The 23,704-nt window shown below is 44.2% G+C and carries 27 protein-coding genes; 13 read left to right on the top strand and 14 right to left on the bottom strand.

Going from position 1 to position 23,704, the window contains the following annotated elements; all coding sequences use genetic code 11:
- Nucleotides 1-46 precede the first annotated feature (46 nt).
- The 4 genes from pheT to rpmI form a co-directional block, all read right to left on the bottom strand.
- Complete coding sequence (gene pheT / locus RT064_RS02480) at nucleotides 47-2,461, bottom strand: phenylalanine--tRNA ligase subunit beta (protein WP_313061053.1); 2,415 nt, start codon at nucleotides 2,459-2,461, stop codon at nucleotides 47-49.
- Between the two features lie 9 nt (nucleotides 2,462-2,470).
- Entirely contained in the window at nucleotides 2,471-3,514 is a 1,044-nt protein-coding gene (gene pheS, locus RT064_RS02485) for a phenylalanine--tRNA ligase subunit alpha (protein WP_313061054.1), read from the bottom strand.
- Nucleotides 3,515-3,628: 114 nt separating this feature from the next.
- Nucleotides 3,629-3,988: a 50S ribosomal protein L20 gene (rplT, locus tag RT064_RS02490; RefSeq protein ID WP_007117209.1), complete on the bottom strand. Its 360-nt coding sequence runs from the start codon at nucleotides 3,986-3,988 to the stop codon at nucleotides 3,629-3,631.
- Nucleotides 3,989-4,036: 48 nt separating this feature from the next.
- Entirely contained in the window at nucleotides 4,037-4,231 is a 195-nt protein-coding gene (gene rpmI / locus RT064_RS02495; protein ID WP_036604595.1) for a 50S ribosomal protein L35, read from the bottom strand.
- A 495-nt stretch (nucleotides 4,232-4,726) separates the two neighbouring features.
- Here rpmI and RT064_RS02500 point away from each other — a divergent pair, with 495 nt between their 5' ends.
- The 7 genes from RT064_RS02500 (at nucleotide 4,727) to RT064_RS02530 (ending at nucleotide 10,853) form a co-directional block, all read left to right on the top strand.
- On the top strand, nucleotides 4,727-5,170 hold the full coding sequence (locus tag RT064_RS02500) for an acyl-CoA thioesterase (protein ID WP_313061056.1): 444 nt from the start codon (nucleotides 4,727-4,729) through the stop codon (nucleotides 5,168-5,170).
- Between the two features lie 87 nt (nucleotides 5,171-5,257).
- On the top strand, nucleotides 5,258-6,115 hold the full coding sequence (hisI, locus tag RT064_RS02505; protein ID WP_313061059.1) for a phosphoribosyl-AMP cyclohydrolase: 858 nt from the start codon (nucleotides 5,258-5,260) through the stop codon (nucleotides 6,113-6,115).
- 202 nt (nucleotides 6,116-6,317) lie between these two features.
- Nucleotides 6,318-6,548 carry a Sec-independent protein translocase subunit TatA gene (tatA, locus tag RT064_RS02510; RefSeq protein ID WP_007117213.1) on the top strand — a complete coding sequence of 77 codons (231 nt, stop codon included), beginning with the start codon at nucleotides 6,318-6,320 and terminating at the stop codon, nucleotides 6,546-6,548.
- Between the two features lie 54 nt (nucleotides 6,549-6,602).
- Complete coding sequence (gene tatB / locus RT064_RS02515) at nucleotides 6,603-7,361, top strand: Sec-independent protein translocase protein TatB (RefSeq protein ID WP_313061061.1); 759 nt, start codon at nucleotides 6,603-6,605, stop codon at nucleotides 7,359-7,361.
- A 92-nt stretch (nucleotides 7,362-7,453) separates the two neighbouring features.
- The gene (gene tatC, locus RT064_RS02520; protein WP_313061182.1) at nucleotides 7,454-8,179 is read left to right on the top strand and encodes a twin-arginine translocase subunit TatC; all 726 of its coding nucleotides are present in this window, start codon (nucleotides 7,454-7,456) and stop codon (nucleotides 8,177-8,179) included.
- A 153-nt stretch (nucleotides 8,180-8,332) separates the two neighbouring features.
- The gene (locus RT064_RS02525) at nucleotides 8,333-9,847 is read left to right on the top strand and encodes a UvrD-helicase domain-containing protein (protein WP_313061064.1); all 1,515 of its coding nucleotides are present in this window, start codon (nucleotides 8,333-8,335) and stop codon (nucleotides 9,845-9,847) included.
- Nucleotides 9,840-10,853 (top strand): tRNA dihydrouridine synthase, encoded by a 1,014-nt coding sequence (locus tag RT064_RS02530; protein WP_313061067.1) that lies wholly within the window; start codon nucleotides 9,840-9,842, stop codon nucleotides 10,851-10,853. The genes RT064_RS02525 and RT064_RS02530 overlap by 8 nt, the downstream gene beginning before the upstream one ends.
- Nucleotides 10,854-10,857: 4 nt before the next feature.
- Here the strand turns inward: RT064_RS02530 and RT064_RS02535 are convergent, their stop codons facing one another.
- Both RT064_RS02535 and RT064_RS02540 read right to left on the bottom strand, forming a co-directional pair.
- Nucleotides 10,858-11,280: an MAPEG family protein gene (locus RT064_RS02535; RefSeq protein WP_313061069.1), complete on the bottom strand. Its 423-nt coding sequence runs from the start codon at nucleotides 11,278-11,280 to the stop codon at nucleotides 10,858-10,860.
- Nucleotides 11,281-11,291: 11 nt separating this feature from the next.
- Nucleotides 11,292-11,726: an OsmC family protein gene (locus RT064_RS02540; RefSeq protein WP_313061071.1), complete on the bottom strand. Its 435-nt coding sequence runs from the start codon at nucleotides 11,724-11,726 to the stop codon at nucleotides 11,292-11,294.
- Between the two features lie 344 nt (nucleotides 11,727-12,070).
- Between RT064_RS02540 and RT064_RS02545 the strand changes: the two genes are divergently transcribed.
- Entirely contained in the window at nucleotides 12,071-12,589 is a 519-nt protein-coding gene (locus RT064_RS02545; protein ID WP_313061073.1) for an RNA pyrophosphohydrolase, read from the top strand.
- 141 nt (nucleotides 12,590-12,730) lie between these two features.
- Here the strand turns inward: RT064_RS02545 and RT064_RS02550 are convergent, their stop codons facing one another.
- From RT064_RS02550 to RT064_RS02570, 5 genes are all read right to left on the bottom strand, one after another.
- Nucleotides 12,731-12,991, bottom strand: coding sequence for a type B 50S ribosomal protein L31 (locus RT064_RS02550; RefSeq protein ID WP_007117222.1), 261 nt, complete (start codon nucleotides 12,989-12,991; stop codon nucleotides 12,731-12,733).
- A gap of 145 nt (nucleotides 12,992-13,136) precedes the next feature.
- On the bottom strand, nucleotides 13,137-13,553 hold the full coding sequence (locus RT064_RS02555; RefSeq protein WP_313061076.1) for a hypothetical protein: 417 nt from the start codon (nucleotides 13,551-13,553) through the stop codon (nucleotides 13,137-13,139).
- Nucleotides 13,554-13,582: 29 nt separating this feature from the next.
- Nucleotides 13,583-15,376: a M61 family metallopeptidase gene (locus RT064_RS02560; RefSeq protein WP_313061078.1), complete on the bottom strand. Its 1,794-nt coding sequence runs from the start codon at nucleotides 15,374-15,376 to the stop codon at nucleotides 13,583-13,585.
- 185 nt (nucleotides 15,377-15,561) lie between these two features.
- Nucleotides 15,562-16,281: a M48 family metallopeptidase gene (locus tag RT064_RS02565; protein WP_313061080.1), complete on the bottom strand. Its 720-nt coding sequence runs from the start codon at nucleotides 16,279-16,281 to the stop codon at nucleotides 15,562-15,564.
- Between the two features lie 12 nt (nucleotides 16,282-16,293).
- Complete coding sequence (locus tag RT064_RS02570; protein WP_313061082.1) at nucleotides 16,294-16,917, bottom strand: PH domain-containing protein; 624 nt, start codon at nucleotides 16,915-16,917, stop codon at nucleotides 16,294-16,296.
- Between the two features lie 173 nt (nucleotides 16,918-17,090).
- On the opposite strand from RT064_RS02570, the gene RT064_RS02575 reads away from it, so the two are divergent.
- Nucleotides 17,091-17,345: a hypothetical protein gene (locus tag RT064_RS02575; protein ID WP_313061086.1), complete on the top strand. Its 255-nt coding sequence runs from the start codon at nucleotides 17,091-17,093 to the stop codon at nucleotides 17,343-17,345.
- A gap of 170 nt (nucleotides 17,346-17,515) precedes the next feature.
- Here the strand turns inward: RT064_RS02575 and hemH are convergent, their stop codons facing one another.
- Both hemH and RT064_RS02585 read right to left on the bottom strand, forming a co-directional pair.
- Nucleotides 17,516-18,535, bottom strand: a complete 1,020-nt coding sequence (gene hemH, locus RT064_RS02580) for a ferrochelatase (RefSeq protein ID WP_313061089.1) — start codon at nucleotides 18,533-18,535, stop codon at nucleotides 17,516-17,518.
- 126 nt (nucleotides 18,536-18,661) lie between these two features.
- Complete coding sequence (locus RT064_RS02585) at nucleotides 18,662-19,048, bottom strand: hypothetical protein (RefSeq protein ID WP_313061093.1); 387 nt, start codon at nucleotides 19,046-19,048, stop codon at nucleotides 18,662-18,664.
- A 175-nt stretch (nucleotides 19,049-19,223) separates the two neighbouring features.
- On the opposite strand from RT064_RS02585, the gene metX reads away from it, so the two are divergent.
- From metX to RT064_RS02605, 4 genes are all read left to right on the top strand, one after another.
- Nucleotides 19,224-20,390, top strand: coding sequence for a homoserine O-succinyltransferase MetX (gene metX, locus RT064_RS02590; protein WP_313061184.1), 1,167 nt, complete (start codon nucleotides 19,224-19,226; stop codon nucleotides 20,388-20,390).
- A gap of 45 nt (nucleotides 20,391-20,435) precedes the next feature.
- Nucleotides 20,436-21,044 (top strand): methionine biosynthesis protein MetW, encoded by a 609-nt coding sequence (gene metW / locus RT064_RS02595; protein ID WP_313061095.1) that lies wholly within the window; start codon nucleotides 20,436-20,438, stop codon nucleotides 21,042-21,044.
- 381 nt (nucleotides 21,045-21,425) lie between these two features.
- Complete coding sequence (locus RT064_RS02600; protein ID WP_159374058.1) at nucleotides 21,426-22,007, top strand: tetratricopeptide repeat protein; 582 nt, start codon at nucleotides 21,426-21,428, stop codon at nucleotides 22,005-22,007.
- Between the two features lie 240 nt (nucleotides 22,008-22,247).
- The gene (locus RT064_RS02605) at nucleotides 22,248-23,495 is read left to right on the top strand and encodes an MFS transporter (RefSeq protein ID WP_313061098.1); all 1,248 of its coding nucleotides are present in this window, start codon (nucleotides 22,248-22,250) and stop codon (nucleotides 23,493-23,495) included.
- Nucleotides 23,496-23,497: 2 nt separating this feature from the next.
- Here the strand turns inward: RT064_RS02605 and RT064_RS02610 are convergent, their stop codons facing one another.
- On the bottom strand, nucleotides 23,498-23,671 hold the full coding sequence (locus tag RT064_RS02610; protein WP_313061101.1) for a DpnD/PcfM family protein: 174 nt from the start codon (nucleotides 23,669-23,671) through the stop codon (nucleotides 23,498-23,500).
- Nucleotides 23,672-23,704 lie beyond the last annotated feature (33 nt).

The raw sequence follows: 23,704 nt of genomic DNA on the forward strand, positions 1-23,704 counted from the left end.
TCAAAGAAAAACATTGTATCGACTGGCATAATTTGCTAGTCCAAGATTACATACGTAGCGTTGCGTGATACTGCTCATGTAGCGCAGCGATGACAGCTTCCATTCGTGCATTGATACGCTCGTCAGAAAGCGTGGCATCGAGGTCTTGCCACACCAGTGCAAAAGCAAGCGATTGTTGATTTTCAGGCAAGTTACTGCCAGCATAGACATCAAATAACCACACATCTCTTAATAGCTCGCCCCCGACTTGTTTGATAGTATCCTTCATTGATTGCATAGCAATCGACTTGTCTACCACCACAGCAATATCACGGCGTACTTGTGGGAATTTACTTGGGGTCATGATGGTCAATGCCTGTTGGTGCATGTCAATGACCGCCTGTAAATTCAGCTGCGCCACCCAAGTGGTCGGCAAATCCAAGGCTTTGGCAATCTGTGGGTGCAACTGACCCAACCAGCCAATCACCTTGCCTTGATAGTGTACATCAGCACTCTGACCGGGGTGTAAAAACGGCTGCTCACTACGTTGATAACTGATAGCAGACTGGGCAAACCGTGGAAAAACCGATTCGACGTCATTTTTTAGGTCATAAAAATCCATCACACGGCTGTCATGGTGCTGCTCTGGATGGGTACTGCCGACTGCCACTATCGCTAAAGTGTCCACTTGGTTTAAGCTTGCGATATCACTGCCATCAAAACGCAGACCCGTCTCAAACAGACGCACGCGGTTTTGTTGACGGTTTAAGTTATATTGCACACAAGGCAACAAACTAGATAGCAGGGTACGACGCATGACCGCCAAGTCACTTGAGATTGGATTGGCAAGTGCGAGTGGTGCAGCAAAATGCGCCCCATCAAATAAAGCTTCGACTTTGGCATCACTAAAACTAAAACTCACCGCTTCAAAATAACCTTGATTGACCAAGCTCATTTTTAAGTTATGCAAATCATTTTGGCGTTTATTGTCAAACAAGTTACTGGTAAACGCCGGCAGTTTGTTGGCAATATTGTTATAGCCATAAATGCGGGCGATTTCTTCAATCAAATCTTCGGGTAAGCTGATATCAAAACGATGGCTTGGCGGTGTGGCAACCAGATTTTCGCCTTGTAACTCGGTGCTGATTTGTAGACTCTCTAAAATCTCAATGGCTTTGTCGGTGGCGATATCCGCGCCTAACAATTTATTGATACTGACAATCGGTAGCGTCACCGGGGTACGTTTTGGCAGTTCAGCGGTATTTTCAACTAGCGTGATTTGACCGACCCTAACCTCACTTGAGCCATTGCCAAATGTTGCCAATAAATTGACCGCGCGGTCGAGTGCCAATTTTGGCAATTCAAAATCAACACCTCGCTCAAAACGCTGTGACGCATCGGTATGCAAGCCAAAACGGCGCGCTTTACCTGCAATCGCCAACTGTTTGAAAAATGCGCTCTCGATTACCACTCGGGTCGTGCTATCGGTCACTGCGGTGCGAAGTCCACCCATGATTCCCGCTAACGCAATGACCCCTTGTTCATCGGCAATCACCAGCTCATCACCTTGTAAGGTGATGGTTTGCTCATTTAAGAGCTCAAGGGTTTCGCCTTGTTGGGCATGACGCACGGTAATTGCGCCCACCAACTTGTCGGCATCAAACGCATGCAGCGGCTGACCGAGCTCGAGTAGTACATAATTGGTGACATCCACCAGTAGATTACGTGGTTTGACGCCTGAGGCATTCAAGGCTTGTTTCATCCAATCAGGTGATGGCGTGGTGCCTGTCAGCCCACTGACCAATTGCGCGTAATAACGCGGGCAGTCGGTGGTCTCTACGCTAACCGCTTGGCTGTCGTTGTCGGTCACAGCTGCGGTGATGTGGTCAAAGGGTAGTTGAAATGTTAAATCATTGAGCACGGCAAGCTCACGCGCGATACCGCGCACACTAAAACAATCACCCCGGTTTGGGGTAATTGAAATATCTAGCACATGATTGTCTAAGCCAAGATACGCTCGGATATCCATGCCAATCGGGGCGTCTTGTGGCAAAATTAACAAGCCATCAACACCATCATCACAGTCAATCTCACTACCACCGCACAGCATACCGTGCGATTCTACGCCGCGCAGTTTGCCTTTTTTAATTTTAAAGGGTTCATCCCCTTGTGCATGTGGCAGTTTGGCGCCCACCAGTGCCACAGGTACACGCACGCCAGCGGCCACATTGGGCGCACCGCAAACGATTTGTAAGGGTGATTCGCTATGCTCACCGACATTCACTTTGGCAACGCGCAGTTTATCAGCATCGGGATGTTGGGTGACGTCAATCACTTCACCGACAACCACACCGCTAAAGTCTTTGGCGACTTTATCCAAGCTATCAAGCTCTAAGCCTGCCATCGTCAGTTGTTCGCCAATTTGCTCAGCGCTTAAGTTTGGGTTTGCCCATTGGCGTAACCAGTTTTCGCTAATTTTCATTGTTTTCCCCTAAGCAAACTGCTTTAAAAATCTGACATCATTTTGATAGAACAAGCGTAAATCATTCACCCCATAATACAGCATGGCAAAGCGCTCAATGCCCATGCCAAATGCAAAACCTTGGTATTTGGTCGGGTCAATACCGCTATCGGACAATACCTTTGGATGCACCATACCGCAGCCCATCACTTCTAGCCACTTGCCATTTTCGGCAAGGATATCCACTTCTGCAGACGGCTCAGTAAATGGAAAATACGACGGGCGAAAACGCACCGTAAGTTTGCGACCAAAAAACGCCTGCAAAAACTCATGAATCAAGCCTTTCAATTCAGCAAAATTGGTCGATTCGCTGACATACAAACCTTCAAGCTGATGAAACATCGGCGAGTGCGTTTGGTCGCTGTCGTTGCGATACACGCGTCCTGGACAGATGATACGAATCGGCAGGTTGCCTTTTTCCATTGTGCGAATTTGCACCGAACTGGTATGGGTACGTAGCACATAATTGGCATTAAAATAAAAGGTATCGTGCATGGCGCGCGCTGGGTGATGGCTTGGAATATTTAGCGCCTCGAAGTTGTAGTAGTCGCTCTCAACTTCAGGACCTGTTGCGACTTCAAAGCCTGCTTGACGGAAAAACCCTTGCATACGCTCAGCGGTCATGGTGACAGGGTGCAAATTACCCGCTTGTTGTCCACGTGCTGGCAGGGTGATGTCAATGGATTCGCTGGCAAGTTTGGCAGCCAAGGCTTTGGCTTCTAAATCGCTTTGCGCTTGTTGTAGGCTGTCATTGATTTGGGTACGTACTTGATGCAGCATGCCACCGATGGTCTTTTTGCCGTCGGCATCGAGTCCGCCCAGCTGTTTTGACCAAGTGGTCAAATGGCTTTTTTTGCCGGTTAAAGTCACGCGGATGTTTTGTAGGTCTTGGGGGTTTTGTGCGGTGCTGATTAAGGCTTTGGCATCTTGAACAAATTGGGTGAATTGGTCTTGGGTGATATCGGTTAAATTTTCAGAATATTGGATAAGTTTGTCAGTCGTTATTTCTGTCATGAGCGTTGCAATCTTGGTTATCAATAGTGATAGGCATTTTAACTAAAATATGGCGATAAAAAAAGCCATTAAGCTTGCACTTAATGGCTTTTTGAAAAATCGCTTTAAAACAAATTAAGCAGCCAGTGCTTGTTTTGCTTTTTCTGCCAATGCCGTAAAACCTTGCGCATCATGCATAGCGATGTCTGCTAATACACGGCGGTCGATTTCGATGCTGGCTTTTTTTAGACCGTTAATCATACGGCTGTAGCTTAAGCCATTTAAGCGCGCACCCGCGTTGATACGTGCAATCCATAAACGACGGAATGAACGTTTTTTATTACGACGGTCACGATACGCATATTGACCAGCTTTGGTAACTGCTTGTACAGCAACACGGAAAACACGAGAACGCGCACCGTAATAACCTTTTGCACGAGCCAATACTTTTTTATGACGGCGATTTGCCTGTACACCACGTTTTACACGAGCCATAATTTACTCCTAAAGTTTTGTAATATCAGTTGATTGAGTACCTATAAATTATAGGTAAGGACACATACGGTAAACACGTTTTTCATCAGACACGTGTACCAATTTGCATCCACGTAATTGACGGATACGCTTAGGAGATTTTTTGGTCAAAATGTGGCGTTTGAATGCTTGCTTGCGTTTGATACCGTTACCAGTTTTTTTGAAACGCTTGGCAGCACCACGGCGAGTTTTTAATTTCATGATAGCCTCTTGTTCGTTTTTGACACAGATTAAAAATCTTTATCAAGTGAAGTTAACCTGTTTGTCAAAAAATCCTCATCACACTGGATTTTTTGCCTTGAGGTGGGAGGCGACATTTTATCAAAAATCATTCGTGAATGCACGCTATTGTTAAAACTAATTTTTTCTTTGACATCCATTTTATTTATGCTACCTTAACATTTTTTTACCGTAATAGGTTTTTATCCAGTCAATTTTTATAGGATTTTTAAAAAACCTATGATATCAATCATTTAACATAAATAACTTGGCAAATCTATCACGAGATTACCTTAATTAAGTTAACAACTTAGTTTACAAAAACTGTGGATAAATTGGCTAAAAGTGATAGATACACCTTATTTTGGATACAGTTTGCGTTAGTTTGTTTAACCTTGAGGTATTTATCGTTCGCAGGCTTTTGTAAAGTTTAACGTGTAATGCTATTTCATCTTCATCAACATCATGAGGTTAGAATTCTTGTCAACTTTAAGCACAAATATTGAAGTTGCCCATTTCGTGTTTGAGACCGTCATGCGCGTGCGCAATACCGAAATTGGATTAGCACAACATTTAACGGTTGAAAATTTGGTGGCATTGCTTACCGAAGCCCGTTTTCGTTTTTTATATTCAAAAAGTATTAAGGAAGTTAATGCTGAGTACCAAGGCTTGGTCATTAATCATATCGAGACCCAAATCCTTGATCGGGTACGGGCGCGTGAAGAACTGTTATTTGAAGTCGGCGTGCAGCATTTAACCGATTTGGGTGGTGATTTTGTGTTCAAAGTCTCGCGGATGTTTGATGGGTCATTGGTGGCGTATGCCAAAATGGGCTTTGTGGCGTATGACTATCGTCAAAGCCAAGAAATCCCGTTATCAGCTACTATCAAAGAAGCCTTAGATGTGAAACCCTTTGAGATTTAGGGCTTGATGAATTATGATAAATCCCCGCATCGCTTGATGGGTGCTTTTTTTGGTTAGGGCTTGCATAGTATGATACAGGGCGTAAATATGGATTGGCTAGATACACTAAAATTTGATGACAATGGGCTCATTCCTGCAGTCGCTCAAGATTTTCATACAGGGCGCATTTTGATGATGGCATGGATGAATCGCGAGTCATTACGCCTGACTGCCGAAAAAATGCAAGCGGTGTATTGGTCACGCTCTCGCGGTAAATTATGGCACAAAGGCGAAAGCTCTGGGCATTTTCAGCAAGTCCATGAAATCCGCTTAGACTGCGATGCTGATGTGATTGTATTGTCAGTCACCCAAGTGGGTGGGATTGCTTGCCACACGGGTCGGCAGTCTTGTTTTTATCGTCTGCTTGCCGATGACCATGGACAGCTACAATGGCAAATCACTGATGCGGTCATCAAAGACCCTGATGCGATTTATGGTGACAACGCCAAACCGACTCATGAACACTCGCCGCTTTCCAGCAATTCGACACAAACAAGTAAGCCAACACAAACAAGCAATTCGCCACAAACGCCTATGACGTCAGCCGATATTTTAACCGCGTTAGATGAAGTATTGATTGGGCGTAAAGATGCCAATCCTGATAGCTCATACGTGGCAAGCTTATACCATAAAGGTATCAACAAAATCTTAGAAAAAGTCGGTGAAGAAGCCACTGAAGCTATTATCGCTGCCAAAGATATCAGCATTGCCAACGATACCCCCTATGAAGCCGTCGCGGATGATACCGCAGTGAAAGATTTGGTATATGAAATTGCTGATGTTTGGTTTCACACAATGGTCACATTGGCATGGTTTAATATACCGTCTTGGGCTGTCACCAATGAATTGGCAAGACGTTTTGGCTTATCGGGTATCGATGAAAAAGCCGCACGTCAAATCTCTTAAGTAATAGCCCTTAAGTGAGCGCCCTTAAGTAAACGCCACTAAACAGTCGATAATTTCTGAGTATTGCTGGCTAACAGTGCAAAAAATTCGCCGTGTTTTACACCGTTTTTTGCACAGTTATGCCAACACAATGGTTATGTGTTACACTGCAAATTCATATTGTCCTCACCCCTATTATCAAGGTTAATCAAAGGATATTCTCATGGGTAGTTTCTCAATCACACATTGGTTAATTTTACTGGTTGTTGTTGTGGTCATTTTTGGCACTTCAAAACTGAAAAATGCCGGTAAAGATTTGGGTGGTGCCGTTAAAGGCTTTAAAGATGCGGTCAAAGATGAAAACGAACAGCATCTGAACAAAAACCGTGTCCTTGAACACGAAAAAGCTGAGCTCAATACCACGCAGACCCAACAAGATAAACATAACGTTTAAACCCTAGTCGTTACTTTTTCTTTGGTTTTTTAATCCCTAACTACCACGGTTGTTATGTTTGATATAGGTTTCTCCGAAATACTGTTATTTGGGGCGATTGCACTGATTGTGCTGGGCCCTGAAAAACTCCCCCAAGCGGCGCGTACTGCAGGTCAGTGGTATGCCAAATTCCGCCGTACGGTTGCAACACTGCAATCAGAAATTGAAGCTGAGCTTGATCTTGCCGAAACGCGCAAGCAAATGCAGCTTGAGCTGGAAAAAATCCGCCAAGCTGAAGTTGATATGAAGCGCGAGATGGAAGCGCTGCGCAGCAGTGTGAGCGAACTACAGCAACATGGCAAAGTGCCTTCGATGCAAGCTCACAATCAATCGGCTGATACAACCCCTAGTCTTGTTCATGATACTAACGCAGTTAGACTACCCCCTGAACCACTCAGCCATGAATCACCCAGTCATGAACCTTCCAATCATAAGCCACCTAGTCATTTAGCTAAGCCAACAACGGATATCACCGCGCTTTTACCAGACAAGCCACTAGATAATTCACTAGACAAGCCATCTGACGAATCTTATCTGACAGAAACTAAAGCAGATGATTATTTGCTGAGTCTAGAAGCTGATGTCGAAGCCGATGCAGTGGCTAAAGACTTACATGAAGCCCTATTTGCTGCCACTGAGCCAATGTATTATCGTTGGTTTTTGCTCAGTGATTATGACCGTGTCAGACGTCTTCCCAATCCACCGTTTTTACCCAATTATCAAGCCGATCCGCTACTGCACAAGTTGCCAAGTTTGGGTGGAGTTGCCCAGTGATTAAGCTTATCAAAACCAAAAAAACGCCTGAACAATTAGCCATTGAACAAGCTAAAGATGATAGACCATCGCAAGACAACACTCTGGTAGATATGCCCATTACTGAGCATTTGATTGAACTGCGCCGTCATTTGATTCACGGTTTTGCCGCGGTATTGGTGATTTTTTTGGCATTGGCGGGCTTTTCGCGGGAAATCTACGATATTTTTTCCGCCCCGTTAACGGCGTTGTTGCCAGTCAATTCTTCTATGATTGCAACCGATATCACCTCGTCATTTTTGGCACCGATTAAATTGACGCTGTATCTAGCTGTTATCTTGGCAATGCCGTATATTTTGTACCAGATTTGGTCGTTTATCGCACCAGGGCTGTATAAGCATGAAAAACGTATCGCCCTACCCGTGCTATTGTCATCGGTGATTTTGTTTTATCTGGGGATTGCGTTTGCCTATTATGTCGTGCTCAAAAGCGTGCTGGCTTTTTTTATCAAATTCTCCCCCGACAATGTGCTACCGATGACCGATATCGAAAGCTATCTAAATTTTGTGCTCAAGCTGTTTTTGGTGTTTGGGGCAACCTTTGAGATTCCTGTGTTGACACTGCTACTGGTGTTGGCTGGGGTAGTGACGGTGGATAGCTTGGCGCAAAAACGCCGTTATATCATCGTGGGTTGTTTTGCTATTGCGGCATTGGTGACACCGCCTGATGGGCTATCGATGATTATGCTGGCTATCCCGATGTGGTTATTGTTTGAACTCGGTCTGGTCATGGCACGGGTACTGGTTAAAGAAAAAGCGTTATTACAGAAAGACCACTAATCTGGCTGGATAAAGCTAAAATCGAATCAACCTCTCATTCATCCCCACTTAGTAAATAAAGGCTAGTAAATAAAGGTTTAGTAAATAAAGGAAACTGAGCAGAACTTGCCAAATTTTGCTAAAATAGCTCACTTTTCTGTTAGCAATGGCCTTATGTCAAACCCCAGCGTTATCCCTAACCCAGCCCCTGTCCACAGCCCGACCCAACGCCCAACGGGTGAGCAGCAGCAGGCTGTCGATATGGCACTCACACGCCAGTCGTTTAAGGTGGTAGCGTATGCCGGCGCAGGTAAGACTACCACGCTTAATCTGATTGGCAATCAGCTGCGTGGTCGCGGAATTTATTTGGCATTTAACAAAGCGATTGCTTCAGAAGCGCAGCGCAAATTCCCCCACCATGTCGACTGTCGCACTTTTCACTCATTGGCATTTCGTCATACCGCTCGCGATATCACCGCAAAACTGCAACTACCGCGTTTTTCTCCCAGTCGCCTTGCTTCAGATTTGGGGTTGACCCCTGTGCAAGTCAAACGCCAGATTGAAGGCAAAAGCCAGTTTGTGACCTTAACGCCAGAGCGACAAGCGCGATTTGTCTCCGATGCGGTGAGCACGTTTTGTAGCACCCATGCCAGTTACCCTGCGCCGCGCCATTTGCAGTTTCCTGAGTGGTTGGTTGCCAGTGAAGCTGAGCAGCTGCGCGATACCTTATACCCGTATGTAGAGCGGCGCTGGCAGCAGTCGATTGATCCGCGCCACCCTGCGGGGATTGGGCATGATATTTACCTTAAACTCTGGGCGCTATCCAAACCGGTGATTCCTGCGGATTTTATCTTATTTGATGAAGCGCAAGATGCTGACCCCTTGATGATGGGGATTTTGTCCAATCAGCCCAACCAAGTCATCTATGTGGGTGACGCGCATCAGCAAATTTATGAATGGCGCGGCGCTGTCAATGCCATGAAACGCCTGCCGCTACCACAAACTTTGCTTACCCAATCTTTTCGATTTGGCGACCGAATTGCCGATGTGGCGAATGGGTTCTTAAAAGCGCTACAAGAAGAGGTACCACTGCGCGGTAATCCTGCGATGGCGTCTACCTTAGGCAAAAGTATGGTGCATGGTCAAAAAGATGCCATTCTTTGCCGTACCAATGCCAGTGCGATGGTCAATCTGTTATCTGGGCTTAAAATGGGACATAAAGTTGCGCTACAAGCTGATACAGAGCGTTTGCTCAAATTTAGCCAATCTGCCGAACGGCTAAAAAAAGGACAAGCAGCGTATGGTGTGCCTGAGCTTGCCTACTTTAATAATTGGCGCGACGTGCAGGATTATAGCGAGACGAGCGAAGGCAGCGATTTAAAAACCCTTGTCAAATTGGTGGATGAACATGGCACCGAAACGCTCAACCAAGCGATCAACAGCTTGACGACACTGGATAAAGCCGACTATATCATCTCTACCGCGCATAAAGCCAAAGGGTTGGAATGGTCACGGGTGCAAATTGACAATGATTTTTATTATAATGTGACTTCTCAGGCGGTAAAAATCTCCCCCGAAGAATTGCGGCTGCTGTATGTCGCCTGTACGCGCGCCAAGGTAAATTTGGATATTTTTAATATTCAAGATTTGATTCACGGACTCAAAGATAAAAAGGTAATTTATGGCTAGTCACTTATCGCAGTTTAGCCCCGATTTTACCCAGCCGCAAATTATCCTTGCGCCGATGGAAGGACTGACCGACCCATTGATGCGGGATATTTTAACCAGTATCGGGCATTACGACTGGACGGTGAGTGAGTTTATTCGCGTCACCCAGCACGTCCTGCCCGCGCATGTGTTTTATAAATTTGTACCCGAACTTTTGCATGAGAATGGTTTAAAGGGCAAAACCATTCACGGCACGCCAGTACATGTGCAGTTACTGGGCAGTGAGCCCGACTTGATGGCAGGTAATGCCGTCAAAGCGGTCGAGCTTGGTGCGTTAGCCATTGATATTAACTTTGGTTGCCCTGCTAAAACTGTCAATAGTCACCGCGGTGGCTCGGTGTTGCTCACCGAACCTGAAACCTTGTATCAAATCATCCAGGCAGTACGCCAAGCCGTGCCATCGGATACGCCTGTATCAGCAAAAATCCGACTCGGCTATGAAGATACTTCACTCACCCAAGAAATCGGTGATGCGGTGCAATCAGCCAATGCCAGTTGGCTGACCATCCATGCCCGTACCAAAACCCAAGGCTATAAACCCCCAGCTTATTGGGAGTTAATCGCGCCGCTGAAGCAGCGGTTAAGCTTACCGATTATTGCCAATGGCGAAATTTGGCACACTGAACAAGCCATGCGTTGCCGTAATCAAGCCAACACCCCACATATCATGCTCGGACGTGGTGCGGTCACTCGACCTGACTTAGTCAATCAAATCAAAGCGATGGATAAAGGTGACAGGGCAGAAAATATGGCTTGGCAAGCGCTACTCAAGCTACAAATTGCGTTTTTGCAGGGACATGCCCGTAGCGACAATATGCTGGTGGGGCGTTACAAACAGTGGCTTGGCATGTTGACCCAAGGCTACGAAGAAGCCAGCGAGCTTTGGCAAACGGTCAAAAAACAAAAACAGCTTGAGACCATTGTTGCGATGTTGCAAGCACAATCCCAAGCTGGCGATTGCTCATAGCAAGTTAACTCAATCGTATCGCCAAATAAAACAACATCAGCGGACAGGCGAGACTAAGCGACCAAATAATTGAGCGAAAGGTTGCCCAATTGGCAATATATGCCAACCCATAAATAATCCGCAATATCACATACAACCACGCCAACTGGGTCACCACTGACAGCGGTACAAAAAATAGCAACGCCACAATCACCGCTGCCAAGAATACCGGCAAGGTTTCATAGCTATTTTGCTGCGCGGCATTGGCACGCGCTGCCGCGCCCGTTTGTTTGCCCAAAAACTCGCGCGGATTGGCATTGTCTTTCCTTTTAAATCCGCCAAAGACCTTTGCCAACATCGCAAACACCAAGGGCAATAAACTGGCAACCATCATTGCCAGCACCACGCTGCTATTGGTGGCAGGGACAGCACTTAGATAGGGAAACATGCCGTTATTCCCTACCCTTTAACCGTTTCATCAGAGGTTTCATCAATGATTTCATAGTCATGGGTGATTTTGACACCGCCATTTTCTAGCATACGACTGGCTGAGCAGTATTTTTCTGCCGATAATTCGATGGCTTTTTTAACCTGCGCTTCTTTGATGGCGCTGCCTTTGACCACAAAATGCAGATGAATATCGGTAAATACCGCAGGAATCGCGTCGGCACGCTTAGCCGATAGCTGACACTCAACATCGCTCACCGCCTGACGGGCTTTTTGCAGGATACTGACCACATCATAACTGGCACAGCCACCAAGCCCCATCAAAACCATTTCCATGGGTTTTGCACCCAATTTTTCGGTTGAATCCATGATAATTTTATTGCCATTTTCAGTCACGGCTTCAAAATTAATGTCTTCGTTTTTTAACCAATTTACCGTTGCTTTCATACTATCCCCAGATGTTTTAATTTTTTAAAAAAATATTCTGTATAAAATCAAGCGATATTATGCGCTTTTTATGTCCGTGAAACAATTTATAGCAAATAAACATTACACTTTTGACATAAAAACTGGTTTAATAGTGGGTAATAAAGGCAGTGATTACATTGTCCATGTTTTTTAGCAATAATAATAAAATAAGCGTCTGTTGGTAGAGATGGGTTTATTCCCGATGATTTGATTGACCAAAACTTTAATAATGGTCTGCAAGGATGTGTGTAAACCTTGCGACCCAAAAAACTTGATAATGTGATTGCCTGCCGATTTTAACCATTAAATTGAAGGTAATCGTCATGATTGATGCAGACGGCTTTCGAGCCAACGTAGGTATCATCTTGGCAAATACACACGGACAAGTACTGTGGGCAAAACGCGTGGGTCACGATGCTTGGCAGTTTCCACAAGGTGGCATTGATTTTGGTGAAACGCCGCTTGATGCAATGTATCGAGAATTGTGGGAAGAAGTCGGACTGTATCCTCAGCATGTCAAAGTGTTGTCACAAACCCAAAATTGGCTGCGTTATCGATTGCCAAAACGTTTTGTACGACAAGGACAATATCCTTTGTGTATTGGACAAAAACAAAAATGGTTTTTGCTCCAGCTAGATGAGAACAATGTAAAACATATCCGTTTTGATACGGCAAAACCTGAATTTGACCGCTGGGAATGGGTCAGTTATTGGTATCCGCTTAACCAAGTGGTGGCATTTAAACGTAATGTATATCGCCGCGCCTTGTTTGAGTTATCACCGCAGTTGCCACTCAAAAAAGAATTGTTACTACCTAAAAACGTAAAAATTCATTCCTATTAAACCTAAACAAATAAATCCAAAAAAAGCTCACTTCGGTGGGCTTTTTTTGGCGTATTGTTGGTAGCTGTCTAGTATGTCACATTCCAGCCAATAAAAAACCCTTCGCAATCGCAAAGGGTTTTTGACAATAAGCGATTAAACTTATTTTTTGTTACGACCTGCAAATGCGCCGAAACGTTTGTTGAAGCTTGCCACACGACCTTCGTTTTGGGTTTTACGTTGTTCGCCGGTATAGAATGGGTGTGAGGCACTTGAAATATCGAGTGCGACGTATGGGTATTCTTTACCTTCGTATTCGCGAGTTACTTTTGATTTGATAGTAGAGCGAGTTAAAAAGTAAACGTCAGCGTTGGTGTCGTGGAATAAAACTTCTTGATAAGCTGGATGAATATCTGCGCGCATGGTTAGGTCTCTAGTCATTATCCTGCCCTTTGGTCTGCAGTTAGTATGCGTGGCGTGAATGTTTATTTTGCTAAAAATTCACCCAAACACCCAACCGATTAAAGCCAACACAGGATGGATTGATAAAATTGGAAGCCGAATTTTACTAGATTTGCTTTATTTTTGCAAGATTAATTACATCGGGTTGAATAGGTATTGTAATAGTTGTTGAAAAAACACCTTCAAACTTTGGTAATCTATCAGCGATAGATTTTGGTAACGTTGAGATATGACAACTTTTTAATGGGTTGTTGCAAACGCTGTATGTACCTATGCTATTTAAATCAGTATCATATACGAGTAGTCCTGCATCAGTGAAAGACTTTAACTCGCCATTTTCCCAATTAGCCTTTTCATCACAGTTAAATTTGGTATAAAAATAATTATACAGATAGTCATAATGCATTAAGGCTTGTGGTAAAACTGCGGTTGTCCCATTACTAAATAAAACCGCAACTTTCCCATTGTTATCATAGCAAAACCAACCTAAATCATAATCACTCAAACAGAATTCTTTATTCATATCCATTAAATTCTAAATAAATTAAGGGTTTAAAAATTTAACCAATTAGCTAGTTTGTCGTTAGCATCACTGGCTAACGTCCATTTTTGCGGTTGTTTAACATGCGTGTCGCTCACGGTTGGCACTTCAAGCACGAGCAGCTCATCGCGGCGAAATACATGACACACGGCAGGGTCTTCACTGATTGTTTGGATTTTAGCCGTAGATTTTAGCCATTTTTCGCTTGCCTTTAACCCATCAATTGCCACGATGACGTCATTAGCAGAAATCCCTGCAGCGGCGGCTTGGCTATTTCGCACAACACGTTGCACTTTTAACCCAGTAGGCTCGCTCATATATTTCATGCCCCAAGTAATATCATCGTCTTTTTGTTCAATACTCACACCCTGTTCTGACAACAGTTCAAATAGCGGTAGTTCTGTCGTGCCGTCGATATAATTGACTCTAAAATCTTGCCAAACCTCTTTGGGTAAGCATTCATTCATGACGTCATCTAGATTGGCGTCCGTCATACCAAAACGGCAATTATCTTGGGCTTTGGCTTTGTCATAAAAAACTTTGATCACATCAAAAATACGCTTGCCATGGTTTATCAAAGTCAAGTCTAAACATAGCGCCACCAGCGCGCCTTTGTTGTAGTAGCTAATCCCTGCGTTGGCGGTGTTCTCATCGCTACGATATAGCTTTATCCACGCATCAAAGCTTGACTCTGCCACGCTTTGCAAGGCGCGTCCGTGGGTTTGATAGTAGCGATTGATTTGTTCGGCAAGTAGCTTTAGATAGCTATCTTGCGAAATAACCCCGCTTTTTTGTAGCATGAAATCATCCACATAACTGGTAAAGCCTTCAAACACCCATAGCAAGGTGGTGTAAGTCTCTTGGTTAAAATTGGCGGTTAAAAAAACTTCGGGACGCACGGTTTTAACCCACCACGCATGAAAATATTCATGGCTACACAAGCCCAAAAAGCGTTGATAACTCTCGCTTGGCTCAGCTTGTTCAAAAAATGTGGGTAGGTCATCTCGTGGGGTAATCAAACTGGTACTGGCAAGATGCTCAAGTCCGCCATAGTCGCTTGAAGTTGCCATAGTCATAAACAGATAATCATCAAACGGCGTATCACCCAGCCAATCAACATAGCTTTGACAAATTTTGCTAAGGTCAGTTTCTAGGCGTTCAAGGTCGCTGTGGTGTACGCCAGAAATCACAAATCGGTGTGCAATGGTGTTTTCGCCACTTTCTACATCGAACCAAAATTCATCTTGCTCAGCAATTTCAAACGGGCTGTCGGTGAGTTGCTCGTAGTTGTCGGCAGTTAGTTGATAGATGGTCTGTTTGGCTTGTTGGTGCATTTTTTCGGGTAAGGCAGTGGCTAGACTGACTTCCACACCGTTTACCTCATAAAAGTCTTGCGGGCAAATGAGTTCGGCTTTAATCGCTTGGTTTTCTTGCCCTTGTACCGCTAATGCTAGGGAGGTGAAGTTGCCGTACAGGCGAGTTTCATCGACATATGCCCCACGCACGGATAAGTCATAAGCATAGACTTCATAAGTGACGCTAATGCGGTCGCCTTGCTTGGCGTGGATTTGCCAGTGGTTTTTATCGAGTTTTTTAAGCCGTTGATTGTCGTTGGCGTTGGGGTAATAGATGGTGGCGGTGACTGCCGTAATGTGTTTGCTAAATTCTCGAATCATGTAACTACCCGCAATCCAAGCAGGTAGCCAAACGATTGGGTTGTCATTGTCCGCAGTAAACGTAAGCGTGACATCGACAAGGTGTTCACGGAATTTTTTAAAATCGAATTGGTAATGAATTTGGGACATTTTTTAGCTGCTTTTTAGTGATTATATTTAAATATTGAAATAGGGTTACATTTTAGCAGATTGATTTTAGGAATTTGCAACTTTTACGGCTACCTAAAAGCTATCTCATAGCAAGATGGCATTTTTTGTGGCTTTAATAATTAAAGCTAGAATCGTTACGGTTCAAATAGTTACAGCTTGAATAATTACAGCTCGCCAAATTTTAATTGCTGATGCCAAGTTTTATAATCTGGCATGACTCGTGCTACCTGCGCCCAAAATCGTGCCGAATGATTGGGCTCAATCAGATGACAAAGCTCATGCACCAACACATAATCCGCGCAGTCTGGCGGGAATTGCGCCAGCCAAACGGACAAGCGAATGGTTTTGGCTTGGGTGCTACAACTGCCCCATCGGGTCTTCATGGTGTAGGGCGTAATACTTACTGCTGATTTACCGACTTTTTCTTGCCAAAAGGCTTGGCGGTTTTGGATAAATTGAGTGAGCCAAAATTTATAAATATGGCGTAAGGTTTTGCCAACATCCAATCGCGCCAGCTCGCTTGGTTTTATGTGGTGTTTTAACAATAACTCTCTGACTACAACCTGTTGCCCTTCAAAATAAATGTTGCTTTTAAGGGTCAAATTTGCCAAATCTTTGACATCATTGATATAAGCAGGTTTTTTGGGTTTAAGTTGTTTGAGTTTTCGTTGTTTTTGCTGACAGTCGATTGCCCATGCAAGGCGATGTTCAAGCGATTGCATCAGCAGGTGTTGTGGCATACGCATGGGATAAGACACGCTGAGCAAGCTGGTAAACGGTGCTTCATCAATCGATTTGATACGAAAGTTGATATGTTTGACCCGTTTGCTTTCAATCGCAAGCTTGATACCTTGCTCAGCGTAGGCGGTGAGTACAGTTTGCATAAATTTTAGCAATTATTGACGCAAGTAATGCTCAAAAATCGTCCCAAAGTCATAATTACGAATGCTCTTTAAACGCTCGCCATAGGCATTTTCTACTTGTGCGACAGTTTGGTTGATGACATCCGGCAAGTTAAGCACCACGTTTTCTGACAGTTCGCGTAAGCTAAACATATTGGTGACGGTATTAAAGGATTTTTCTAGCACCGTTTCTTCATGGGCAATGCGTTTGCATTGCTCGCTAATCGCAGTCAGCGCCTTATAGATGTCGCGGATTTGCTCGATTTGATTTTTGTCGATATCAATCGAAAATGCCATACCGCCCAAGCTAAATTTTAGCTCAGCATCCATATCCATCGTGCCTGCGGTCTCAATCATGATATTGGCGGGCTGAAAATTGCGGTATAGATAGCGTTTTAGCAGGCGTTTTTTACTGGTCGCCGACTGACCGTCAAGGTGAATAAAGGCGACATTGGTAAAGCAATATTCGTCCATTTTTGACTTAATCACAAAATAAATGCGCTCGTTATCTTCATGAAAAATATAGTCATCAATATCGGTTTGGTTAAACTGACTCGGTGGGATGATTTTACCGATGTCACTTAAACCCAATGCATCTGAGGCAAGATTTTTAAACATAATCACTTCCTGTTTTATCCATAAAAATTGTTAAAAACGCTTTCTGTGCGAAAAACTGTTTTCGATAACATAACACAAATATCACATTGGCAACATAGATGTCATGCTGATTACTGGCTATGATAACGACATCACACTGATAATAAACAATAAATCAAAATGAAGGAACAAAAATGAAAGCCAAACCAACATCTAGCAATTTGAGCGATATTGACCCAGAGAGTTTTACCGTGCAATTGGATGATGAATCCTTGTCATCAAGCCATATTGAAGCAGGTGAAAGTGGTCTGACCGCGATTCATCGCCAAAATATTGATGAGCAGCGCATTGATGAATTACTGGTTGAAGATAGCTTTAGCGAAGAGCATTATCCGACCATTGGTGATATCGCTGACCCTGATGCCGCAGATGAAAGTTATAAAAACTGATTTTCTGTACTAAAATTTTTTGTATTTAAACGTCAAAAATAAACCTAAAAAAGGTTGGTAACTTACCAACCTTTTTTATTGGCTTGCAGTTAATAAGACTTGCTATTAATGAATGCGCTTAATAATCCGCTTTAAGCCCAAGCTTTAACAATAAGTCTTAATAATAAGTATTAATACCATCCTTGCAGATTTTGTTGCCACGCTTGTACGTGTGGCAATGCCAGTGATTCAAACAAGTCAATATGCGCAGCATCCACATTAAGTGCAGGGATATAATGATAGTCCCCACCGCCATTGGACTGGAATGTCTGTCGATTTTCGACTGCCAACTCTTCTAGCGTCTCTAGGCAATCTGCCGAAAATGCTGGGCTCAGCACTTGCACTGACTTGACGCCCTGCTTACCCCACTCGGTTAGGGTGACATCCGTATAGGGTTTGACCCATTCTTGCTTACCAAAGCGTGATTGAAAACTACATTCCCACTCATGACGCTCAAGCCCCAACACTTGCGCCAAATGCGCTGCCGTACAGCGACAACGTCTGGCATACGGATCGCCTTTTTGCTCATACGGCTCGGGAATCCCGTGAAAACTCAATAGCAGTTTTTCAGGTTTGCCATGTTCAGCTTGGAAGCGTTTGACGCTCTCAGCCAAGGCTTGGATGTATTGCGGATGGGCAAAATAATCTTTGACAAAGCTAATGCTGGGTAAATTACGCTGCTTAAGCCCCCATTTGGCGACGACATCAAACACCGCGCCAGTGGTTGAACCTGAAAACTGCGGATAAGCTGGCAAAATCACCATTTGTTCTACTTTTCTGGCAGTTAGCGCCGATAGCACATCTGTTAACGCAGGTTTGCCATAGGTCATGGCAGCATGGACGCTTACTTTGCAAGGCAGTTGATGTTGGTCAAAACGCTGCTGCAACAAGTCCACTTGGGCAAGCGTGATTTTACGCAGCGGGGAATCGCCATCCCACACGCTAGCATAGGCGTGGGCAACCCGTTTGGGGCGACTTCGTAGCACAAACAAGTTTAAGATGATTTGCCAGATAAACTGCGGAATCTCAATCACGCGCGGATCGGACAAAAATTGTTTGAGATAGCGACGCACCGCTGCTTCAGTTGGTGCATCGGGTGTTCCCAAATTCACAAGGACAACGGCAATTTCAGGTGGATTGCTTGGCTTCATAATTTGTCTTTAATCCAAAAAAATCATAAAAAAAGTGGGGTTAAGATTAGCATATTTACTAGGGCGCGCGTACTAGATAATCACCTGAAATTGCGCAATTATTGCTTTTTTTAAGCTATATTTGAATCAATGACAACCTATCCCACCCATAACCAATAGCGCATCCACTAGGCGAGAATTTTGTTCAGATGATACCGGGCTTTTAGCAGGACTTTTACTTTCAAAGATTGCGTTTTGTGAGGGGCTGTTAGCCGATTCACCGTCTGCTTGGTGGTTATGCTGTTTGAGCTGTTGGTTTTGGTAGCTATTTGGATGACTGAGGGGATGATGGCTTTGATGATGGCTCACCATCGTGTCGCTTGTAACTGTAATAGCATTGGCAGCCAAAACCGCTGTTGCCTGATAAAACATCGGCTGATGAAATGCTAAATACGTCAATGCCAAAAATCCCGTGAGCGCCAATCCTGTGAGCAATAGGAGTGTATGGTGGGGTGATGATGCTAAATTTGGCATTTGAATTCCAAGTTGTGATAACCCATATAAACCCTTACAATAGCTATACTTTTAATGCGTTATCAATCAAAAATTAGTGAGAAAGCGGGTGAGCACACAGCAACACAAACCACATGCCAAGATTTTACCTGAAGCTGAATTAACTGTCCCCAAAAATTTTGACGACGATCATCCGATTAGTTTTGCCAAATCTGGTGGCAAATCTGTGGGTATCGTCACACCGCAAAAAATTCATTTTGATACCCCACTGACACTAGAATGCAATCGCACGCTGCCGTTTTTTGATTTAATGGTGGAAACTTATGGCGAGCTCAACGCCGATAAATCCAATGCGATATTGATTTGTCATGCGCTATCGGGCAGTCATCATGCGGCTGGCTATCATAGTAGCGATGATAAAAAAGCAGGCTGGTGGGATACTTTTATCGGTCCTGGCAAAGCGATTGATACCACGCGTTTTTTTGTGGTATGTCTTAACAACATTGGCAGCTGCTACGGCTCGACGGGTCCAACCAGTACCAACCCCGAAACCGGCAAGCCCTATGGTCCTGATTTTCCCTTAGTCACTATCAAAGACTGGGTAAAAACCCAAGCCATGCTCTCTGACTATCTCGGCATTGATATTTGGCATGCCATTGTTGGTGGCTCAATGGGTGGCATGCAAGCCATGCAGTGGTCAATTGACTATCCGAGCCGGCTAAAAAAATGTGTGGTCATTGCCAGCACGCCGAAGCTATCTGCGCAAAATATCGCCTTTAACGAGGTGGCACGCCAATCGATTTTATCCGATCCTGATTTTTGTGAAGGGCGTTACATCGAGCAAGGCAAAATCCCCAAACGCGGCTTGATTTTGGCGCGTATGGTCGGTCATATCACTTATCTCACCGATGAAGCGATGCGGGTAAAATTTGGACGCGATTTGAAAGCCGGCAAGCTGATGTTCAACTACGATGTAGAATTTCAAGTGGAAAGTTATTTACGCTACCAAGGTGAGCAGTTTAGTGAACGTTTTGATGCCAATACCTATTTGCTGATGACCAAAGCCTTAGATTATTTTGACCCAGCGCGCGGCGCGATTGGGGATGACAGTATCAATGATAGTTTGAGTGATACCGATGCGCTACGGTTGGCATTGGCAAATACCCAATGTAAGTTTTTAATTATATCCTTTACCACCGATTGGCGGTTTAGCCCAGAGCGTTCGCAAGAAATTGTCGATGCGCTAATTGCCAATGGTAAACCCGTAAGCTATATCAATATCGATGCCGCCTATGGGCATGATTCGTTTTTGTTTGATATTCCAACCTATCGTCAATCGGTATTTAATTTTTTAACGGCTTAACTTAGATTTAATTTTGGATTTAACTTTAGATTTAACGAGAATTGAATGAAAATCGACCATCAACTTGCCGAACGCTGGATTAAACCCAATGCCAAAGTCTTGGATTTAGGCTGTGGTAACGGTGATTTACTCGCGCATTTGCAAAACAAATTGGGCGTGTTTGGCTATGGTATCGAAATCGACCAAACTAAAATCAATGACTGTGTTACCAAAGGCGTCAACGTCATTGAGCAAGACTTAAATGATGGGTTGGCGCGGTTTGCCGACGCAAGCTTTGACACGGTGGTGATGGCGCGCGCCCTACAAGCGGTCAAAGAGCCCGACCAACTACTCCTTGATATGGTACGTGTTGGCAAAGAAGTGATTGTCACTTTCCCTAATTTTGCCCATTGGCAAAACCGTATTCACTTGGGTATCAAAGGCATGATGCCAATGTCTGAAGCCCTGCCGTTTGCTTGGTACAACACGCCCAATATTCACTTGTGTACTTTTAAAGACTTTGAAAAACTGTGTGATGACAATGACATCCGCATCATCAATCGTTTTGCGGTACAAGAAAGTGAAAAGCCCTACCCTGCGCTACTTGCGCAAATCATCCGCAAAAACCCCAACTTACTTGCCGATGTGGCAATCTATCGGGTTACCAAAAACTAATCATCGTATTACCAAAAACTAAGTTTTTTTATCGCTGATTCTATGCCTATGAATATTTGGTAAGCGGATAAATTACCGTCTAGTCTAATAATATGCCACAAAAGTAAAGCCCTACACGACACCAAGTGTCGCAAGGCTTTGTTTCCCTTGTGAAATATTGTAACAACTGTTTACATTTTCACTTAAATATTTGAAACGCAAAGCAAACAGTGTTAACCTAAAACAATCAAAAGATTGCGTTATCCTATTAAAACATAACGAATAGCTAAATCATTGTAAAATTTAAGATTTTCTGTTAATTCGTTTACCTATTTATTAAGTTTATTTTATCTAAACCTAGGCAAGCTTGCGATGGCTGTAGCTTGATACTCGGAGTTGGTTATGAAATTATTAAAAGTCACCGTATTAACTGCGTTTTTAAGCTTATCGGGCGTTGCGAGCGCTGAACTGGTTGCCAATATTCCACTCAATGGCTCACGCTATGACAGCATGGAACCGATGGAATTACTTAGCCAAGCTAAAACTGGCAACCAACAAGCCCAATTCTTTCTAGCCAAGCGCTACCAAAAAGGTCTTGGCATTCAGCAAAACTTCCAACAAGCCATCCAGTGGTACACCACCGCCGCCAAGCAAGACATTGCACCTGCACAATTAAATCTTGCCATGATGTATATTCGTGGCGAAGGGGTGCAGCCTAATGCTGGGCAAGCGCGTTATTGGTTAGAAAAAGCGGCAAAACTTGGTGATAACCGTGCCAGCTATACCCTAGCCATGCTGGATGAAAAAGAAAAGAAATTGGTCGATGCCTACAAATGGTATGACCTAGCAGCTCGTGACGGTATGCTATCAGACCAAGTACGCACCCGCGCGCAAAGCAAAATCGGTCAATTGGCATTAAACTTGTCATCGCAAGACATTGCCACTGCGCGTAGCCGTGCGGATTCTTGGTTCCAAAGCAAGTAAGTTTAATACAAAGAATTTTGGGTTAAGTGTTAAGCTAACCATTAAAGTCTATGAAACCCTAGTATTTACTAGGGTTTTTTGTTGTTATGGGTTAAATTAATCAAGATTGCTCGGCGTACATTGATTGTATGAAATCGCGCATTCATGGATTTTTTTGTATAGTTTTATGCGTCAGATGCTAGCGCGTTAGCCAAGTAGTTGCCACCCCAGTTTTTGCTACCTTTTTTTTGGATATGCCCTATGCCAAGCTCTACCCTACCGTCAAAAAATCAGCTTTGGCTATTAGTTGCCGCCGCTGCGGTTATTTTATTGATTACGTCTGGGATTCGACTATCGCTTGGGTTATTTATCAAACCGATTGATGCCAGCGCGCATATCGGCATTGTGCAAATCAGTTTTGCCTTAGCGGTGACACAGCTGATGTGGGGCGTGTCACAGCCTGTGACAGGGGCATTGGCGGATAAGTTTGGCGCATGGCGGGTACTATTGTTCGGTACCTTGCTACTGGCAATTGGCTGTTTTAGTGTGCCCTATTTTGTCAGCGCCGGTGGTTTGGTGGTCACGCTTGGGATTTTGGTCGCATTTGGGACAGGGGCGGGTAGTTTTTCAGTGCTGATGGGACAAGTGGCAAATCAGACCCCACCCCATATGCGCGGCACTGCGTCGGGTATTATCAATGCAGGCAGCTCGTTTGGACAATTTTTATTTGCGCCGATTTTACAAGGGTTAATTGCCCTGCCACTGGTAGGTTGGATAGGGGCAATGTATTTTATGGCAGGGACAAGTTTGCTGTGTTTACCGTTGGCCTATTATCTCACGCAGGGTAACAAGGGTGGTAAACATACGCCTGCCGCTTCGCCGACAGTTGCCAATAACCAAGCCCATGAAACGCTATCACAAGCCATCCGACGCGCGCTTAGCGATCGTAACTATTGGCTGCTGCATATCGGTTTTTTTACCTGTGGTTTTCATATTGCGTTTTTGGTCACTCATTTGCCGATGGAAGTGACGTTGGCGGGTCTTGGTAGCAATGTTGCCTCTTGGTCGCTCGCGTTGATTGGCTTATCAAATGTGGTGGGCAGTTTGTTTGTCGGTTGGTGTGTGGGGCAATTTCGCAGCAAATATATTTTGTTTTGGATGTATTTGAGCCGTACTATCTTGATTGCGATTTTCTTGATGGCACCCAAGACGGCAACGACTTTTTTTATATTTGCGGTTAGCTTAGGTCTAACTTGGCTTGCCACCGTACCCCCGACTGCGGCAACCGTTGGCAAGCTATATGGGGTTAAATATTTGGCGACCTTGTTTGGATTGGTGTTATTTAGTCACCAAGTTGGTGGGTTTTTGGGCGCCTACTTGGGGGGAATTGTGGTTGATAAATTTGGTAATTATCAGTATATGTGGTATGCCGATATGGCGCTGGCTGCCTTGGCTGCTGTGCTCAATCTGCCGATTCAAGAGCCGAAAATGATGAAAGCCAATGCTTAATGTTATGAGTGATGCCATACGCTAAAATCAGTTGCGATATGGCTGTCAGCCTCTAAGACGATTTCTTCGTCATGATAACGTTGTTTGACACTCAACAATGCCTCATCTTCGCTATTTGCGGTCACTTCTACCAATTGACTTAACGTTTCTTTGACTTCAATATAAAAAGTTTGCATAGCACTTCCTAAAATTAAATTAAAAAATTTTTA

This window comes from Moraxella sp. CTOTU49097 (assembly GCF_032064105.1).
Classification (GTDB): Bacteria; Pseudomonadota; Gammaproteobacteria; order Pseudomonadales; family Moraxellaceae; genus Faucicola; species Faucicola osloensis_B.